The organism is Peribacillus sp. YIM B13482, assembly GCF_042787975.1.
Lineage (GTDB): Bacteria > Bacillota > Bacilli > Bacillales > DSM-1321 > Peribacillus > Peribacillus simplex_A.
The window spans coordinates 31501-50520 of sequence record NZ_JBHZPF010000018.1 but is presented as its reverse complement, the minus strand read 5'-3'; the positions used below and the strand labels follow the sequence as shown (position 1 = coordinate 50520).

Here is a 19020-nt window from a genome sequence, read left to right as displayed (position 1 = left end):
AAAGAGGAGAGATGACATGACACGCAATCATTTGATTAAGCCTACTCTAGATCATGACTATCCCACTATCTCTCATGGGAATGGAATTTATCTTTATGATATAGATGGAAATCAGTATATAGACGGATCATCAGGTGCGGTTACAGCGAGTATCGGCCATGGTGTATTAGAGGTTGTCGAGGCAATGACGGAGCAGGCCCGCAAAGTTTCTTTTGCATATAGATCCCATTTTACGAGTGAAGCCGCTGAGGCATTAGCCAAGAAGCTAAGTGAGTTGGCTCCAGGGGATTTGAATTGGTCATTTTTCGTGAATAGTGGATCGGAAGCGACCGAAACGGCGATGAAGATAGCGATTCAACATTGGCAAGAAAAAGGATATGAGCGAAAAAATCGCATTGTCTCCAGATGGACGAGTTATCACGGGATTACGATGGGCGCTTTATCGATGTCAGGTCATGTACCAAGGAGAAAACGTTTTGTTCCGCTATTGGAGGATTTCCCTAGCATATCTGCTCCCTACTGTTATCGCTGTCCTTATAATAGTGACCCTTCCAGCTGCAAGCTTCAGTGTGCAGATGAACTGGAGACAGCCATTCAAAGGGTCGGCTCCGAGAATATCGCAGCCTTCATCGCCGAACCCATCATCGGGGCATCCGCCGGGGCTGTAACACCGCCGGATGGCTACTATCAAAGGATTAAGGAAATCTGCGAAAGCTATGACATTCTCTTTATCGCCGATGAGGTAATGACGGGAATCGGCCGGACAGGAAAAATGTTCGCGATGGAACACTGGGGAGTCACCCCGGATATCATCGCATTGGGTAAAGGAATGAGCGCGGGCTATACTCCAATGGCCGCCACAATGATTAGTGACCGTGTCATGGAGCCCATTTTAAAAGGCTCGAATTCAATCATGGCCGGCCATACATATAGTGCAAACCCTTTATCAGCGGCCGTTTCATTGGAAGTGCTTACCTACCTTGAGGGAAATGACCTGGTTCAGGCGGCTGAGGGGAAAGGTCAATACCTGTTTAAGAAGCTGCAAGGGCTGGCTAAGAAATTCGATATCATTGGCGATGTACGAGGGAAAGGGCTTCTCCTTGGACTTGAGTTTGTCTCCAATCGGATTTCAAAAACGCCATTCGACATGCAAGTCGGCCTTACTACAAGGCTTGTCAATAAGGCTTTTGCGAAGGGGTTGTTGATCTATCCTGCTGCAGGTGCGATTGAAGGAATTGCCGGTGATGCGGTTATCCTATCTCCGCCATTAGTCATTACGAATGAAGAAATCGATCGCCTCGTCAAGATACTGGAAGCTTCCCTTGAAGAGTTGCAGCATGAATTGCACTCGGAGGGTTTGATTGAGGACATGCAGGCTATTTAGGAGGAACGGTATGAAGCAGGCCATTACGAAGAATAACAAAATAGTGACAATCGAAGAAGCACTGGAGCATATTTCCGATGGCTGCACACTCATGTATGGTGGATTTGGCGGAGTGGGGACTCCCCCCACGCTCGTACAGGGTATCCTTGCCAAGGGAGTCAAGGAACTGACTTTGATTGGCAATGATACTGGATTCCCTGATATCGGCATTGGCCGGCTTGTGACTGCTGAAAGGGCAAAGAAAGTCATCGCATCACATATCGGATCCAATCCTAATGCAGGCAGGCTCATGACTGAAGGAAAGCTGCAAGTGGAATTTTCACCGCAAGGGACATTAGCTGAACGGATCCGTGCTGGCGGTGTAGGCTTAGGCGGGATTTTTGTCGATGTCGGGATTGGCACGATAGCCGAAGAAGGCAAGGACAAGATTGTTATAGAAGGAAAAGAATTTTTGGTGGAAACCGCTTTGACCTCTGAAGTCAGCATCGTCCATGCTAAAAAGGCAGATTCGCTTGGGAATTTGGTGTACGACAAGACTGCGTGTAACTTCAATCCGCTGGTAGCGATGGCTGGTGCCTTCACGATTGCGGAAGTGGAAGAAATCGTTCCTGTAGGCGAATTGGATCCTGAGTGCATTGCCACACCAGGCATTTATGTAGATATGGTGATTCCGACAAAAGGGGTGAATTGGAAATGGGCATGGCAGTAGATGTACGAAATCGCATCGCGAAACGCGCCGCCAAGGAAATCCATGACGGCTTGATCGTCAATTTAGGCATCGGCATCCCTACCTTGGTGGCCGACCATATACCTCAAGATATCCATGTGCTGTTCCATGCGGAAAATGGGGTTCTCGGTACAGGTCCAAGTCCGGATCCGGGGAAAGAAGATCCTGCTCTCTGTAACGCAGGAGGGTTCCCGATCACCACTGTAATGGGAGCTTCATATTTTGACAGTGCAACAGCATTTGGAATGATCAGGAAAGGATACATCGACATCACCATCCTTGGAGCCTTGGAAGTCAGTGAAAAGGGGGACTTGGCGAATTGGATCGTCCCAGGTAAGCGGGTACCGGGGATGGGCGGGGCGATGGAGCTTGCCCAGAAGGCCAAAAAGGTGATCGTCTTGATGAATCACGTGAATAAGCAGGGTGAATCGAAGATATTGAAGACATGTACGCTTCCATTGACGGCAAGGCAGAGTGTGGATTTGATCATTACGGATATGGCTGTCATGGAAGTTACGGAAGAGGGTTTGGTACTGAAGGAAGTCATGGCGCCATATACGGTGGATGATGTGATAAGGAATACAGAGGCGACGCTGAAAATCGAGGCTACTGTAAACAGCATTGAATAGGTAAGAGGAGGAAAAAAGCATGAATGAGGTTGTCATCGTTGCTGGGGCGCGAACTGCAGTTGGATCCTTTGGTAAATCACTCCGGAATGTTAATGCTACCGAATTGGGCCGTCAAGTATTGGAAGGTCTAATGGAGAATTACGGGTTAAGTAAAGAAAAGGTCAATGAAGTGATTTTCGGGCATGGCTATGTCCATGGAGGCGGCCTTAACTCGGCCCGAATTTCGTCGCAGATGGCAAATTTCCCGTACAGTGTCCCAGGGCACGTTGTAATCAAAGCATGTGGATCAGGTTTAAAGGCCATTACCAACGCTGCTTTAACTATCGCTGCTGGTCAAGAGGACGTAATCATTGCCGGCGGAGTGGAGAGCATGAGCAATGTGCCTTATATCGTGAAAAATAGATGGGGCGGTAAATTTGGAAACGTAACGATGGAGGATGCTCTGCTGGCAGATGGATTAATATGTTCCTTGGGAAATGAGCATATGGGAATAACAGCCGAGCGCCTGGCTGAAAAATACGGCATCCGTCGTGAAGAACAGGATCAATTTGCTTATCAAAGCCACAAGAAGGCTTGGAAAGCTATGGAAGAGGGTCGCTTTGAGCGAGAAATTATTCCGCTCAAAATCAAGGATCGAAAAGGTCTTCAAATCTTTAACCATGACGAAGGGGTACGCGAGGACATTCATCTGAATCAGCTAGCCAGTCTTCCAGCAGTATTCAAAAATGAAGGAACCATTACAGCAGGAAATGCCTGTCCCATGAATGATGGAGCGGCAGCTTTACTATTAATGTCCAAACAGCAAGCAGAAAAAGAGGGATTAAAACCGCTCTTGAAAATCAAGGCTTTCGCCAGTGCAGGTGTTGAACCTGGAGTTATGGGGATTGGACCTGTACCAGCGACTCGAAAGGCATTGGAAAAAGCAGGTCTATCGTTAGAGGATATCGGACTGATTGAACTTAATGAAGCCTTTGCTGCCCAAGCACTTGCAGTGATCAAGGAGTTAGATTTGAATCCGGATATCGTCAATGTCAATGGAGGGGCAATTGCACTTGGTCACCCTGTAGGAGCAACAGGTGCAAAATTAACAGTCACACTGATGCATGAAATGTTGCGTTCACAAGTTAAGTACGGAATGGTAACGTTGTGTATGGCAGGTGGAATGGGACTTTCAGTAATCTATCAGAATATGTGTAAATAAGGAGGATAAAAGTGCCGGATATAAAAAAACGGATAAACCAATGGATCAAGGATCATCGGGAAGAAGGAACAGACCTATTGCAAAAAATGGTACAAGCCCCGAGTACGCAAGGAAATGAAGCAGGGGCACAAGCCATTGTCGCCCAGAAGCTTCAGGAAATGGGTTTGCAGATCGATAGTTGGGAACCTGACGGCGGCGAGCTGAAAAAGCATTCTTATTTCTATTCTCCACGCAGTGATTTTTCAAACAGCCCCAATGTGGTAGGTATCATGAAAGGGACTGGAGGCGGCCGTTCCATCATTTTGAACGGACACATCGATGTGGTTCCGGATGGGGACCGGGAGCAGTGGGACGACGACCCATATAGTGGAGCCATTAAGAATGGAAGAATGTTTGGTCGCGGTGTAACCGATATGAAAGGTGGAAATGTATCGCTGATCCTTGCGATGCAGGCATTGAAGGAAAATGGCATCCAATTAAAAGGAGATGTCATTTTTCAAAGTGTGATTGAAGAAGAAAGCGGCGGGGCCGGAACATTAGCGGCCGTCCTGAGGGGATATAAAGCAGATGCTGCCCTTATTCCTGAACCGACGAATATGAGGATTTTTCCGAAACAGCAGGGTTCGATGTGGTTCCGGGTCCATGTTAAAGGGCGGTCAGCCCATGGCGGAACAAGGTATGAAGGCGTTAGTGCCATTGAAAAAAGCATGACCGTCATCAATCATATTCGTGCCTTGGAAGAAAAGCGAAATGCACGTATCAGTGATCCGCTTTATCAAAACACGCCTATTCCGATTCCAATCAATCTAGGTGTCATTGAAGGTGGTAATTGGCCGTCATCCGTTCCAGACCTTGTGAAAATCGAAGGGAGGATGGGCGTTGCGCCGGAGGAAACGATGGAGCAGGCGAAGGAAGAAATGGCCGACTGGTTATTGCAGCTGAAAGAAGTGGACGAATGGTTCAAGGAAAATCCGCCCGTATTGGAATGGTTCGGGGCACGTTGGGTTCCAGGGGCAATTGATGTGGAACATGAACTGATGAATGCGCTTGTCCATCAATTTCGTCGGGTTGCAGGACAGGACCCGGTAATCGAGGCCTCTCCGTGGGGAACGGATGGGGGATTGCTGACACATGTCGGTGAAACGCCTGCAATCGTGTTCGGGCCTGGAGTAACCGAGGTTGCCCACTATCCAAATGAATACATCCTACTCGACAATGTGTTCTCGGCAGCGGAGATCATCGCCCTTACTTTAATTCAATGGTGTGGAATGGACATTGAGCAGGATGAGGTTATTCCGGCTGGGAATAGGCTGACGATACCAGGCAATGGAAATTAAACCAGATACTAGCATAGTCAGTAAAGCCTGAAATATCATGTTATCCCTTAGTTCGAATATAGTCTTCCGAAAAAGCGATTGTTGGAGACTATATAAATCTTTTAACTTTAATAGAAAATGAGGTAGGAACCATATGGACATGAATCTCATTGATAATCAAGAACCGACAGTTAAAAGGAAACTGAAAGCAAGGCATATGACCATGATTGCCATAGGCGGTTCAATCGGAACCGGATTATTCCTGGCAAGCGGGGCAACCATCCAAAGCGCAGGGCCCGGTGGTGCCCTCGCTGCATATGCATGCATTGGGATCATGGTTTATTTCCTTATGACAAGCTTAGGGGAAATGGCGACATATATGCCTGTATCGGGATCATTTTCGACCTACGCCACACGCTTTGTAGATCCCGCATTCGGCTTTGCACTTGGCTGGAATTATTGGTTTAACTGGGCAGTCACCCTTGCCGTGGAAATAGCTGCAGCAGCCATCATCATGAAATTCTGGTTCCCTGATGTACCGAGCCTTATATGGAGTGCATTATTTCTAGGAATCGTCTTCACCCTCAACGCCCTATCCATTAAAAGCTATGGTGAATCTGAATATTGGTTTGCTTTAATAAAAGTCGTGGCCATCATTTTCTTTATCATTATTGGATTATTGACCATCTTAGGGGTTTTTGGCGGAAAGGTGATCGGGTTCGAAAATTTCACCATGGGTGAGGCACCATTCAAGGGAGGGTTTTTATCGATCATCAGCATCTTTCTAATAGCCGGCTTTTCCTTTCAAGGCACGGAACTGGTTGGTATTGCTGCCGGTGAAAGTGAGAATCCCGAAAAAAATGTCCCGAATGCGATCCGCCAAGTATTTTGGCGCATCCTATTGTTTTACATCGGGGCCATCCTGATACTCGGCCTGTTAATTCCTTATACAAGTCCAAGTTTGCTGAACGGGGATGTGGAAAATGTTTCTGTAAGCCCTTTCACGCTTGTTTTTGAACGCGCAGGATTTGCATTCGCGGCATCCGTCATGAATGCTGTCGTATTGACTTCCTTACTATCCGCAGGGAACTCGGGGCTTTATGCTTCAACGCGGATGTTATGGTCGATGGCGAAAGATAATCAAGCTCCCAAATTCCTTGCTAAAGTCAACCACAGGGGAATCCCGATGAATGCTTTGATTCTTACGGCATTAATTGGCGGGCTCGCCTTCTTGACCTCCATTTTTGGGGATCATGTATTTACATGGCTATTAAACGCATCGGGGCTAACCGGCTTTATCGCCTGGATTGGAATAGCCATAAGCCATTATCGCTTTAGACGCGCCTACGTCGCACAGGGCGGTGACATAAACGAATTGAAATATAAAGCAAAATGGTTTCCATTCGGTCCGATTCTTTCATTCGTCCTTTGCATGGGTGTCATTGCAGGGCAGAACTATGAAGCATTCCTAAGCGGCAGCATCGACTGGTATGGCGTCGCTGTCTCCTATATCGGACTGCCGCTATTCCTGGCGATTTGGCTAGGATACAAGATTTATCATAAGACCAAATTAATTTCATTAAAAGATTGTCAATTTGACAAATCAGATGTGGCTTGATATGAATGAAAAAACCTGAGACCCCTTGGAGGACTCAGGTTTTTTTCATGAAGATTTGTATCGAAACCCAATTATATCTTCGAAAAACGGAATATATCTGCGAAAATCGAATTATATCTCTGAAACGGCAATTATCTCATCTCAAATGATTTTTTTATAGCTGAATAATTGGGGAAGTGGTGCAATATTATTCTATGTACGATTATACTGTGGATGAAAGGAAACTGATGATGAAAGAGGCGTTTCGCGGTTCTGGAATTGGAGTCATTTTCATGGCGGTCTTCGGAACACTGTGGGCGGGTACCGGTGTAATGGGATTGCAAGGGTGGGGGTTTCCCTACGTGGAACTCGCAGCCATATTCGTGGGAATCATCATGGTTATCGTTGGCATTTCATTAATACATGCATCACAAAAAATGTCCAATCAAGTTTCAGATGATGGGGCAAGACGTCTTAAGCGTATCGGATTTTTGTTTAATATGGTCTTCATTGCCGAAGGTTTGCTGATTGGGATTGCCATTACCATCTGTAACTTGATCAATCACACCGATCTTATACCGGGGGTCATCGCCATTATTGTAGGGATTCATTTTTTACCATTGGCGTCACTTTTCCAAATCAAGGTTTATTATGCAACAGGTGTGCTTCTCTGCTTATTGGCGCTTATCACATGGCTGATTGTGCCAGACACCGTCATGGTTGGGGAGCATCAAATCCTTGCACCGTTATCATTGCTCGGCTTTGGATGCGCGCTAATACTCTGGACCACTGGACTTACGATATGGCTTGGAATAAAGAATTCAAGTCGAACGATAGCCGATGAAGAATGAATCAATGAAAAAACCCGTCATGGCGAACGGGTTTTTTTATTTAATTTTTCATCCAGGTCAAGAGCCTGACAATTTGAAATGGTTCATTCCAAACGAGAATGAAACTTAAAAGAAAGAATGCAGCCACAGCCAAAAATTTCGACTTTCCTTTTTCACTTTTAAACATCGCCCCGAAACTAAATAACATGCCAATAAGTAAAGCACCTAATCCTATGGCCATAAGAGGCTCAAAGGCTTTAGGAAAAACAAAAGAACAGCCAAATGATACGGCACCAATCACTGCAAATACGATGGACCAATTGCTTAATCTTTTCATAGAGACTCCTTTTTTACTAATTATACCAATTTAATATCTATTGGAGATAGTATTTGATTTAACCTTCTGCCTATTTATTAACATGAAAAAAATTCTGAAATCAAATCATTCGATGTTGTCACTTATGGGAATTTATTGTAATATATATAACAATATAAAAACCATTAACATGTTAAGAAGCCATGATAAGGACATGAATCATTTTTACGGTCTACAGAGAGGGAAGGGCAGCTGCGAACTTCCTGGCTTAGGAAACTGATTTACCGCCTTTGAGCCATATCGGTGAACGTAAAGTAACTGATATCGTCTAAGCTGCGTTACAAGCTCCAGAGCCATGAGCGTTTTTTGCTTATGGGAAATTGGGTGGAATCACGGGTATAACGCACTCGTCCCTTACTTAGGGATGGGTGCGTTTTTTATTTTAATAATTATTGCCATGATAAGGACATGAATCATTTTTACGGTCTACAGAGAGGGAAGGGCAGCTGCGAACTTCCTGGCTTAGGAAACTGATTTACCGCCTTTGAGCCATATCGGTGAACAAGAGTAACTGATATCGTCTAAGCTGCGTTACAAGCTCCAGAGCCATGAGTGTTTTCTTGCTTATGGGAAATTGGGTGGAACCACGGGTAAACGCGCTCGTCCCTTGCATAGGGATGAGTGCGTTTTTTTATTTTAATAATTATTGCCATGATAAGGACATGAATCATTTTTACGGTCTACAGAGAGGGAAGGACAGCTGCGAACTTCCTGGCTTAGGAAACTGATTTACCGCCTTTGAGCTATATCGGTGAACGTAAAGTAACTGATATCGTCTAAGCTGCGTTACAAGCTCCAGAGCCATGAGTGTTTCTTGCTTATGGGAAATTGGGTGGAACCACGGGTAAACGCGCTCGTCCCTTGCATAGGGATGAGTGCGTTTTTTTATTACCAAAAAAGGGGTGTTTATGTGATGGGTGAAAAAATGATTAAAGTTCAATTCCCGGATGGGCAGCAAAAGGAATATCCGCAAGGTATGACAGTGGAAAGTGTGGCAGGGTCCATCAGCTCAAGTTTAAGGAAAAAGGCAGTAGTAGGAAAACTGGACGAAAAGCTGGTTGATCTAAGTTTCAAGTTGGATAAAGATGCCGAATTGTCGATCCTTACTCTGGATTCGGATGAGGGATTACAAGTTTTACGTCATACATCGGCGCATGTTTTGGCACAAGCCATCAAGAGATTATACGATAATGTGGAATTAGGGATGGGGCCAGTCGTTGAAGATGGTTTTTACTATGATTTTAAGTTAGAACATCCTTTGAGCTCAGAAGATCTACAAGCTATTGAAAAAGAGATGGAACATATCATAAATGAAAACCTGGAAATTAAAAGAGTCGAAGTGTCTTATGAAGAAGCTGTGAAGTTATTTGAGGGTAGAGGAGAGTCATTCAAGTTGGATATAGCAAAGAATATCCCTAAGGGTGAAAAACTAACACTCTATCAACAGGGGGATTTCATCGATCTTTGCAGAGGGCCGCATCTTCCATCGACGTCATATGTAAAATCGTTCAAATTAACTCGTGTATCAGGTGCCTATTGGCGGGGAGACAGTCAAAATGAAGTTCTTCAACGGGTGTATGGCGTGGCTTTCAGAAAGAAAAAGGATTTACAGGATCATTTGAAATTCATAGAAGAAGCAGCCAAACGCGATCACCGTAAATTAGGGAAGCAATTGGAGTTATTCATGTTTTCGGAGGAAGCCCCTGGAATGCCGTTTTATTTACCGAAGGGACAAATTATTAGAAATGAATTGGAGAAGTTCTCGCGGGAGCTTCAGACCGACGCTGATTACGACGAAGTTCGGACTCCTTTCATGATGAACCAGCGGTTATGGGAACAATCGGGCCACTGGGATCATTACCATGAAAATATGTATTTCACAGATGTAGATCATACAAAATTCGCGATGAAGCCAATGAACTGTCCGGGTCATATGCTCATATTCAAAAACAATCTTTATTCTTACAGGGATTTACCCATCCGGATGGCCGAGTTCGGTCAAGTCCACCGGCACGAGTATAGCGGTGCATTAAACGGGATGCTCCGGGTCCGGACATTTTGTCAGGATGATGCCCATATTTTTGTTCGGCAGGACCAAATCGAAAGTGAGATTAAACAAGTATTTCATCTTATTGACGAGGTGTATCGTACTTTTGGATTCGAGTATTCAGTGGAGCTGTCGACTCGTCCAGAGGATTCATTGGGCGATGATTCCCTTTGGGAGGATTCTGAATCAGCCTTGAAAAAAGTTCTGGAAAACATCGGGATACATTATCAATTAAATGAGGGGGACGGGGCATTTTATGGCCCGAAAATTGATTTTCATATTAAAGATGCACTAAAACGAAGCCATCAATGTGCAACGATTCAACTTGATTTTCAAATGCCCGATAAATTTGATTTGACTTACATCGATGAAAATAATGAAAAGGTCCGTCCGGTCGTCATTCATCGCGCGATCTTTGGATCGATCGACCGTTTTTTTGGAATCCTGATTGAACATTTTGCTGGTGCTTTTCCAGTATGGCTTGCCCCGGTGCAAGTACAGATCATCCCTGTCTCTCATGTTCATTTGAATTATTGTTTAAAGGTTCAAAAAGAACTGAAGGGTCACGGCATAAGGGTGAAAATTGATGAACGGAATGAAAAGCTGGGATATAAAGTTAGGGAAGCACAGATAGGGAAAATCCCATATATGCTTGTCCTTGGAGATAAAGAGGAAAAAGAAAATGAAGTGAATGTCCGAAAATACGGGGAACAAGAATATAAAAGTGTCGCAATAGAAGGGTTCATCAAGAAAGTGGTCCAACAAATAAAAGGACGAAGCATCTAAAAAATTTTAGAGGAGTAAATTAATGCGGAATTCACGAATAAATGCTTTGAGTTTGGATAAAAAAGGACAGCATTTAGCTGTCCTTTTTTCTATTATGCCACCTATTAATCACGAGTAAATGTACCAAATTCACGAGTAAATCATTGGAACTCACGAGTAAATGCACCAAATTCACGAGTAAATCATTGAAACTCACGAGTAAATCCCTAAAACTCACGAGTAAATCCCTAAAACTCACGAGTAAATGCTAATTTCGATACAGGATTAAGATAGCCATGGCCTCTGTTTGGTCTTTTTTTCTACAATTAGATCTTATGTAAATAAAACCTTGGCCGCTTGGATGGCGAAGTAAATGCCTATCCCTATCAGGGATATCCCTGATATGATCGAAATGCCCATTAGAATGGATTTGGATAAAAAACGTCTGAAGGTGCTGGCGATGATAGCCATTGTGAAATCCCAGGCTAAGAGGCCGATAAGAATCCCTGAACTGTATAAAAGTAAATGATTCATATCATATTTTGAAGCGGAGTTTGCGAGAATTGATCCATAAATCCCCAGCCAAAACAAAATGGATAAAGGATTCGAAAGGGACATGATGAATCCTGATAGGAATGAAGAAAAAAGGGAATCTTTCGCTTTCCGTACATTCACTTCAATCTTACCCGCACTAAGCAGACTTTCGATTCCGGTATAGGTCAGGACGAAAAAGCCAAAAAGCCACAAAAATGTCTTCATGAAGGAGTTATCTAAAAAGTGGACGACACCGAAAAAAACGAGGGCTATGAAGACAACATCCGCTAAAATGGCACCCCAGCCGAAAATCCAGGCATGCCAAAAACCTTTCTTGATTCCCTTGTCCAATTGAGCAGCGTTAATGGGACCGATAGGAGCTGCCAGTGATAAGCCTAATAATACATAGCTGAAAAAAGCACCCAAATCATCACCTCATTGTTTGATACATCCTGATTATTTGAATGTATTCAAACAATTGGACTTGTACCACCTTTTTATCTGAGTGAATATAGTTAATTATGGAAAATGATCCGATCAGGCTGGTGGTGTTTTGTAACAACCCAGAAAGTTCCTTCATATTGCAATTTAGTTATATGGAAAGATGCCAATTTGCAATATATGCGTTATTAAACCCCGGGTCAAAAACAAATTGGAGGATAATTATGCCCAAATTATCGATGCCAAATAAATACAAATCGATCCTTGATATCATGCATACGGATATAGCGATAAATGAAATTAAGGGTCATTTTGAAGAAGGACTTTCAAATGAATTAAACCTTATTAAAGTATCAGCTCCTATCGTTTTAAATGAGGGTAATGGGATAAATGACAATTTAAATGGTATGGAATGGATCCTTGCGTTTGATGCTTTGGAGATTAAGGATAAACAAATAGAAGTGGTCCAATCTTTGGAAAAGTGGAAAAGAATAACTCTATCTAGGTATGGCCTTACTTTTGATGAAGGAATTTACACAAATATGAATGCGATAAGACGTGATGAAAAATTAGATAATTTACGCTCATTATTTGTTGATCAATGGGACTGGGAGAAAGTCATAGCAAAAGAACAGCGTAACTTAAATACATTAAAGTCCGAAGTGAAAAAAATATATAAAGCTATTAAGGCGACCGAACTTCATATGTTTGAATTCCATCCTATGCTTAGACCTGTGCTGCCTAATGAAATTCACTTTATTACGACACAGGAATTGGAGGATTTATACCCGAATCTGACTCCAATGGAAAGAGAAAATGTAGTAGCAAAGAAATATGGTGCGATTTTTATTATGAAGATTGGAAAAAAGTTGCAATCAGGAGAAAAACATGATGGACGTTCACCAGATTATGAGGATTGGGAGCTAAATGGAGATATCGTATTGTGGAATCCACTTTTGGAATGTGCTTTTGAAGTTTCTTCAATGGGAATTCGAGTAGATGAAGATTCGCTGTTAAAGCAATTAAGGTTATCCAAAAACGAAGATCGTACGACGCTCGAATATCATAAGTCGGTATTGGAAGGAAAACTTCCGCATTCAATAGGTGGAGGAATAGGGCAATCCAGATTATGCATGTTTTTGTTAAAGAAAGCACATATTGGGGAAGTTCAGGTTTCGGTTTGGAATGACCAAATATTAAAGGAGTGCAAAGAGAGGAATATCATTCTTTTATAAAAAACGGTGTCCCTAAAGCTGCTTAGTAGCAGAAATGGAAGGGAAGAAATAGTCGAGTAAAACGCTGTATTTAAATACTGGAAACCCATTCTTTTAAAGAATGGGTTATTTGCTATAAAGAATTTTAAAGTCGAGGCAAACTAGGAACACAAGGGATAATTTTGGGTTTCGCGCTACTGAATAAATCTATCTGTTCAATAACATAATAATTAAAGACATCTTAATAAGGTCAAAGATAAGGTTACCTTTTATGCAATAAGTTGCTTTTATAATGGATGAGGAGTGTAAGTATGGAAGGTCATGAGAAGCAAAATAATAATGTAAGCGTGTGGTGTCTGATCAGTATGGCATCGATTCCATTGGTAATGACCCTTGGAAATTCAATGCTTATCCCGGTTTTGCCCATTTTTGAAGAAAAGGTGGGAATATCTTCTTTTCAATCGAGCATGGTGATAACAAGCTATTCCGTTGCATCCATTTTTTTAATTCCTATAGCTGGTTATTTATCAGATCGATTTGGACGGAAAATGGTGATTTTGCCAAGCCTTGTCCTTGCCCTTATTGGCGGCTTGGTTGCAGGTTATGCATCATGGAAAATGGATAATCCTTATACATGGATCATCATTGGGAGAGTATTGCAAGGGATTGGGGCATCTGGAGCCTCGCCCATCATATTGCCACTAGTGGGGGACCTTTACAAGGATGATGATGAAAAAACCAGTGCTTGTTTGGGTATCATCGAAACCTCCAACACATTTGGGAAAGTACTGAGTCCAATATTGGGTTCCCTTTTTGCTGCATTTATCTGGTTTTTACCATTCTTCTCGATTTCATTCTTCAGTTTAATATCTATTGTCTTGGTCTTTTTCTTTATAAAGGTACCAAAAGAGAAGAATGAGCCGAAGAAATTAAAAGAATTCTGGCATGATACGAAAAAAATATTCAAGCAGGAAGGAAAATGGTTATATACAATTTTCCTGATTGGTGTATTTGTCATGTTGGTTCTGTTCGGTGTTCTTTTCTTTTTGTCAGACAATCTTGAAAAAATCCATGATTTGCATGGAGTCAAAAAAGGCTTAGTGATAGCGATCCCGCTGTTTTTCCTTTGTGTATCTTCTTATGTTGCAGGGAAAAAAATCAAGGGAGAATTACCAATCATGAAAAAGATCATCATGATCAGTTTAGCCGTCCTTTCAATCAGCCTTGTATTTGTCGGTTTTACAAAAGAGAAGGTTTTCCTGTTATTACTCGTAACGAGCTTGGTGGGGATTGCAATTGGTGCGTTATTGCCGACACTCGACGCCATCATCACTCAAAATATAAAAAAGGAACAGCGGGGGACGATAACCTCCTTTTACATGTCATCAAGGTTCATCGGAGTTGCAGCAGGCCCGCCGGTCATGTCCCTTGTCATGAAAAATCATCTCAATATGAGCTATATCATTTCAGGAATCATTGGTATATGCATTGTATTGATTGTTTTGAAATTCATTAGTACAGACAAGAAAGAAGCAGCTAGCTAAAAGGCCTCGGAAAAAAGAAAGCTTGGTTTGTCCACGGCTTTTTTTTGTGTAATTCGCGTGAAGCGCTATTTACTTCATTAAGCCATCAATATTTTATCAGTTTGATGATATGGGTGGGGGTTGTCACATAGAATGTACAAGTCATGAACAAGCTCGAAGGAGTGATGCTTTTTGAATGTACATTTACTGCTGAGTTACTTTTTCTTAGGGCTTACCCTTGCAGCACCGATCGGCCCGGTGAATTCTGCTCGATCGATAAAGGAATCAAGAACGGGTTTTGGCATGCCTGGATCGTTGGAACAGGGGCGATGATCGCAGATGCCTTGTTCATGATTTTAGTGTATGTGGGTATGGTACGGTTTTTAGAAATCCCGATCGTCCAAATCTTTCTATGGCTTTTTGGCGGATTTGTGCTTATTTATTCTGGGATGGAAAGTGTTTTACGGGTAAATACGATATCATTAAATCAATACAGGAATAGAGATTCTTAATTTTCCTGCTTTTTAACTGGGTTCATTATGTCAGTGACCAGTCCATTATCCATTTTATTTTGGTTAGGGATATATGGATCTGTTTTAGCTAAGACAGCTTCAAGTTATGGGACATCCCAATTGTTCATCTATAGCGGGATGATCTTTCTGGGTCTTATCTGCTGGGATTTTTTTGTAGCGGCATTGACGAATGGATTTCGCATGTTCTTAAATGAAAAAAGCTTAATGGCCATTTCGATCATCTCTGGATTATCACTGACTGGTTTTGGGGTTTATTTTGCCTATCAAGGCATTCGTGCCATCGCATAATAATGCTTCGATGCATTACATATCACTTCAATGTTATTCGGGAATTATTTAACCATATGATAACTTCTTCCTTGCATAATTCATTGTGGCATTATCAACACTATGAATGATGGAGGGGGGGAATGTTATGACAACAAAAGCCAATTGCAGTTCAGCAAAAGGGAAGGCTGTTCAAGATTCCAAATCAGGTGAACAACATGGCGATATGAAATGGTGGCAGCTATCATTAGTCGGTGTAGGCTGTACAATCGGGACAGGATATTTTCTTGGATCCACCATAGGGATTAAAACGACAGGGCCATCTATTGTATTTTCATTTGTTTTGGCTGCACTAGGTACATACATCGTTTATAATCTGCTTGCTAAGATGACGGCTGCCGATCCTCAAGAGGGTTCATTTTGTTATTATGCCAATAAAGCATTTGGACGATGGGCTGGCTTTAGCTGTGGCTGGAATTATTGGTCCTCCAATATATTGATCATGGGAAGTCAACTTACTGCGCTTTCGCTGTTATCTCAATTTTGGTTTCCGAAAGTCCCGTTGTGGCTATTTGCGGCTGGATTTGCCATTATTTCAATTTTTGTGGTATTGCTTGGAACAAAAGGGTTCGACAGAGTTGAAAACATCCTTGCTGTAATTAAGACAGCGGCAATCGTAATGTTTATCATTATAGCAATATGTGCCGTTTTCGGCTGGTTTGGTCTTGATGGAGGGAAACCGCCATCATTTCCGAATACGTACAATGAATTATTTCCAAAAGGCCTAAAAGGGTTTTGGACATCCCTTATCTATGCTTTTTATGCGTTTGGCGGCATTGAAGTCATTGGATTGATGGCGATGCAGCTGAAAAAGAAAGAGGATGCGCCAAAGGCAGGGACGATCATGCTCATGGTTCTTACGATCATATATGTGGTTTCATTGGGATTAGCCGTAACCATGGTTTCATTAGGAGCATTCAATGAAAAAGAAAGCCCATTTGTTTCGGCATTGGACAATTATCACCTGACATTTTTCCCTCATGTATTTAATGGTGCGATCATCATTGCCGGTTTCTCGACGATGACCGCTTCACTGTTTGGTGTAACCAATCTGTTGGTAACACTTTCCAACGATGGGAATGCGCCATCATTATTCATGCAAAAGATCAAAAAATTCAAGGATCTTCCACTGCCCTCATTGGGTCTTGGAGCCTTAGGGCTTTTAGGGTCAATCATCACAGCCTTGCTCCTGCCAGGCAAGATTTATGAATATATTACAACCTCAGCTGGGATATTGCTTTTATATAACTGGGCATTCATCATTCTTTCTTCATTCAAAATCTTGGAAAATAAGATTTGGAGTAAAATTACCGCCGTTTTTGGACTTCTGCTAATTTTTGCTGCGGTCAGTGGCACACTGCTTGAAAAAGAGATCCGTCCCGGGTTTTTCATAAGCCTTTTATTCATCGTGATCATCGGACTTGCTGCCATTTTCATGAAGTTCAAGGTTTGGAATAAGAACAAGGCGATGGCCGCAAGAGCGAGTAAATCAGAACTTGATTGAAAATAAGGAACTTGACTATATGAAGTCGAGTTCCTTTTTGTGTACGCTAAATCTCAATGATTAACGGAAGGATCATTGGTTTTTTCTTGGTTTGGTTATAGAGATATTGCCCGAGTTCCTTCTTGATGGTTTGTTTAATGATATTCCATCGGTATATTTTTTCACTTTGCAAGTCGTTGACCGTTTTCGTGACAAGACGATTTACATGCCGAAGGAGCTCTTCGGAATTTTGAACATAGACAAATCCACGGGAAATGGTATCGGGTCCTGATACTATTTTTCTTTCCGTCTTGCTTAGTGTTATGACAATTACGAGCATCCCATCTTCGGAAAGCTGCTTACGGTCGCGCAGTACGACTTCTCCAACATCACCAACGCCCATGCCGTCAACAAAGGTATTGCCGGCAGCAACCTTTCTCGTTTGACGGGCGACCGAGTTTTCAATATCCACGACATCGCCATTATTGATAATGAAAGTATTGCCCTTTTCCACCCCTACAGACTCAGCAAGTAGCCGATGTTGGTGCAACATCCTATACTCACCGTGAATGGGTATGAAATACTTAGGTTTCATCAGGGTAAGCATGAGCTTTAACTCTTCCTGATAGGCATGTCCAGAAACATGCATGCCTGTTACAGTCCCAGAACCGTAAATGACTTTAGCCCCCAATTGGAACAGGTTGTCGATGATCCGGGAAACATCCCGTTCATTTCCGGGTATTGGAGTGGAGGCAAGGATCACTGTATCACCAGGTAATATGCTCATATCCCGATAATTCGAACTGGAAAGGCGGGACAGGGCAGCAAACGGCTCTCCTTGACTTCCCGTACATAAAACCGCGACCCTTTCAGGAGCATAATTATCGACTTCATGTGCTTGAATTAGCATCCCATCAGGAACCTCAAGGTAGCCGCGCTCGATGGCAACGGATACGACATTCACCATGCTTCGTCCCAGTAAGGCGAGTTTTCGGTTTGTCTTCTGGGCAGCGTTCACCACTTGTTGAACGCGATTGACGTTTGAAGCGAAAGTTGAAAGAATGACTTTCTGTTTAGCCTGCATAAACGCCTCTTCAATATGACTGCCAACCAGATGCTCTGAGGGACTGGAGCCTGGACGTTCAGCGTTAGTGCTCTCAGATAATAAAGCCAAGACACCTGCACTCCCGATTTCGGCCATTTTATGAATATCGGGATACTGATCATTCATGGGAGTTAAGTCAAATTTAAAGTCCCCTGTATGGACGACCGTGCCCTCCGGTGTATGCATGGTGACTCCAAGACAATCAGGAATACTGTGATTCGTTTTGAAAAAATCCAGACTCATCTCCCCAAATTCCAACGTTGAATCCGAGTCGATCTGGATTAATTCAGTATCACCCAAAAGGTTATGTTCTTTTAACTTCAATTCAATCAACCCAAGTGTTAAACGTGTGGCATAAATGGGTACATTCAATTTTTTCAAGAAATAGGGGATACCGCCTATATGATCTTCATGCCCATGAGTCACGATTAAAGCCCGGATCTTCTCCTTATTTTCCTGTAGAAAGGAAATATCAGGAATGATCAAGTCGACTCCTAATAAACTTTCATCAGGAAACTTTGCACCACAGTCGATAATGACCATATCGTTTGAATATTGAACCACATACATGTTTTTACCGATTTCATTCACTCCGCCTAGAGCCAGAATGGACAAAGCATTTTCATTCACACTCAAATAGCTAGACCTCCCTTTAGTATAATAAGGATAGTCTTTCCTTAGGCCTCTCTTATAAAACCAACTCTTTTTATAAAATGACTTTCTTCTTCCTGCAATTCAAAAATCATTCTTAAAAACAACCTACTTCAAATTGGCAAATTCCTTTTAAGCGGATAACCATAATAGGATTAACCATTCATGAAAAAAAGAAAAACGTAAAGAAATGCGAAAATACTGGAAGCAAATCCACCCTTATCAAAAAGCGAAACGAATTCCATGTGATATAAAAAACAACTGGTGAAAGTAGCAATAATGATAATCCAATTTTTCGATATCTTTTTAAGAGAAAAAAACGTTAAGACATTCACTG

At 42.5% G+C, this 19020-nt stretch carries 14 protein-coding genes, 1 pseudogene and 3 other annotated features; of the genes and pseudogenes, 12 read left to right on the top strand and 3 right to left on the bottom strand.

Annotated features, from left to right (window positions below; translation table 11 throughout):
• Positions 1–16 precede the first annotated feature (16 nt).
• From ACFX4L_RS11150 to ACFX4L_RS11120, 7 genes are all read left to right on the top strand, one after another.
• A complete protein-coding gene (locus tag ACFX4L_RS11150) occupies positions 17–1384 on the top strand; it encodes an aspartate aminotransferase family protein (RefSeq protein ID WP_377405146.1) in 1368 nt (455 codons plus the stop codon).
• A 10-nt stretch (positions 1385–1394) separates the two neighbouring features.
• Positions 1395–2093: a CoA transferase subunit A gene (locus tag ACFX4L_RS11145; protein ID WP_061464614.1), complete on the top strand. Its 699-nt coding sequence runs from the start codon at positions 1395–1397 to the stop codon at positions 2091–2093.
• The gene (locus ACFX4L_RS11140) at positions 2078–2740 is read left to right on the top strand and encodes a 3-oxoacid CoA-transferase subunit B (protein WP_284469844.1); all 663 of its coding nucleotides are present in this window, start codon (positions 2078–2080) and stop codon (positions 2738–2740) included. The genes ACFX4L_RS11145 and ACFX4L_RS11140 overlap by 16 nt, the downstream gene beginning before the upstream one ends.
• Before the next feature lie 19 nt (positions 2741–2759).
• Positions 2760–3941 (top strand): thiolase family protein, encoded by a 1182-nt coding sequence (locus ACFX4L_RS11135; RefSeq protein ID WP_284469845.1) that lies wholly within the window; start codon positions 2760–2762, stop codon positions 3939–3941.
• 11 nt (positions 3942–3952) lie between these two features.
• Complete coding sequence (locus ACFX4L_RS11130; RefSeq protein ID WP_377405142.1) at positions 3953–5278, top strand: peptidase; 1326 nt, start codon at positions 3953–3955, stop codon at positions 5276–5278.
• Between the two features lie 133 nt (positions 5279–5411).
• The gene (locus tag ACFX4L_RS11125) at positions 5412–6875 is read left to right on the top strand and encodes an amino acid permease (protein ID WP_377405139.1); all 1464 of its coding nucleotides are present in this window, start codon (positions 5412–5414) and stop codon (positions 6873–6875) included.
• Between the two features lie 194 nt (positions 6876–7069).
• Complete coding sequence (locus ACFX4L_RS11120; RefSeq protein ID WP_284469848.1) at positions 7070–7705, top strand: DUF7010 family protein; 636 nt, start codon at positions 7070–7072, stop codon at positions 7703–7705.
• Positions 7706–7745: 40 nt separating this feature from the next.
• Here ACFX4L_RS11120 and ACFX4L_RS11115 read toward each other — a convergent pair whose 3' ends face one another.
• Complete coding sequence (locus tag ACFX4L_RS11115; protein WP_377384666.1) at positions 7746–8021, bottom strand: hypothetical protein; 276 nt, start codon at positions 8019–8021, stop codon at positions 7746–7748.
• Between the two features lie 173 nt (positions 8022–8194).
• Positions 8195–8418 (top strand) — a binding site (T-box leader).
• A gap of 30 nt (positions 8419–8448) precedes the next feature.
• Positions 8449–8671: a binding site (T-box leader), on the top strand.
• A gap of 31 nt (positions 8672–8702) precedes the next feature.
• Positions 8703–8925: a binding site (T-box leader), on the top strand.
• A 60-nt stretch (positions 8926–8985) separates the two neighbouring features.
• Here ACFX4L_RS11115 and thrS point away from each other — a divergent pair.
• Complete coding sequence (gene thrS / locus ACFX4L_RS11110; protein WP_377405177.1) at positions 8986–10893, top strand: threonine--tRNA ligase; 1908 nt, start codon at positions 8986–8988, stop codon at positions 10891–10893.
• Positions 10894–11205: 312 nt separating this feature from the next.
• On the opposite strand, the gene ACFX4L_RS11105 is transcribed toward thrS, so the two are convergent.
• Positions 11206–11832 (bottom strand): LysE family transporter, encoded by a 627-nt coding sequence (locus tag ACFX4L_RS11105; RefSeq protein ID WP_089364094.1) that lies wholly within the window; start codon positions 11830–11832, stop codon positions 11206–11208.
• Between the two features lie 254 nt (positions 11833–12086).
• Here ACFX4L_RS11105 and asnA point away from each other — a divergent pair, with 254 nt between their 5' ends.
• The 4 genes and pseudogenes from asnA (at position 12087) to ACFX4L_RS11085 (ending at position 16948) form a co-directional block, all read left to right on the top strand.
• Positions 12087–13082 (top strand): aspartate--ammonia ligase, encoded by a 996-nt coding sequence (asnA, locus tag ACFX4L_RS11100; protein ID WP_483878234.1) that lies wholly within the window; start codon positions 12087–12089, stop codon positions 13080–13082.
• Positions 13083–13372: 290 nt separating this feature from the next.
• Positions 13373–14605: an MFS transporter gene (locus ACFX4L_RS11095; RefSeq protein WP_377384668.1), complete on the top strand. Its 1233-nt coding sequence runs from the start codon at positions 13373–13375 to the stop codon at positions 14603–14605.
• A gap of 171 nt (positions 14606–14776) precedes the next feature.
• Positions 14777–15405: pseudogene (locus ACFX4L_RS11090) on the top strand (LysE family transporter).
• 127 nt (positions 15406–15532) lie between these two features.
• Positions 15533–16948 (top strand): amino acid permease, encoded by a 1416-nt coding sequence (locus ACFX4L_RS11085; RefSeq protein WP_377405133.1) that lies wholly within the window; start codon positions 15533–15535, stop codon positions 16946–16948.
• Positions 16949–16994: 46 nt separating this feature from the next.
• Here the strand turns inward: ACFX4L_RS11085 and ACFX4L_RS11080 are convergent, their stop codons facing one another.
• A complete protein-coding gene (locus ACFX4L_RS11080; RefSeq protein ID WP_317778046.1) occupies positions 16995–18668 on the bottom strand; it encodes a ribonuclease J in 1674 nt (557 codons plus the stop codon).
• Between the last annotated feature and the right edge of the window lie 352 nt (positions 18669–19020).